General features: G+C 59.5%; 1 pseudogene. It reads left to right on the top strand.

From position 1 onward, the window contains the following. Positions 1-17: 17 nt before the first annotated feature. Positions 18-336: pseudogene (locus SB753_RS35645) on the top strand (adhesin); the annotation flags it as partial.

Genomic DNA, 336 nt, shown 5'->3' with positions numbered 1-336 from the left:
GCCGTTCCTGGATCGATATGATTTTCGCGGTGAGCTCGTACGGTTCGACGGACCACATCGTCGACAAACTGCTCGAGACGTCGCGTGACAGCGACGACGCCACGGCTCGCGACGTATTGACCCGCAAGCAACTCGTGCTCTACACGTCCGGCTCGAAGTACGACATCGATTTCGAGGAACTTCACAAGTGCGACCCCGTGCTTGCGACGAGTCTCGCCATTTCAATCGTCAGTGCCGCGGTACATATCTCGCCCGCCGCGCACGACAAGCGCGAACGTCTGCTCGAATGGCTTCCGGCAAAGGTCGACATGGTGGAAGACCTGGACGATCTCCCGG

This window comes from Paraburkholderia sp. SIMBA_053, from assembly GCF_046534895.1.
In the GTDB taxonomy this organism is placed as follows: domain Bacteria; phylum Pseudomonadota; class Gammaproteobacteria; order Burkholderiales; family Burkholderiaceae; genus Paraburkholderia; species Paraburkholderia caledonica.
The sequence above is the reverse complement of the archived record's forward strand: the minus strand, read 5'-3'. Positions and strand labels throughout refer to the sequence as shown.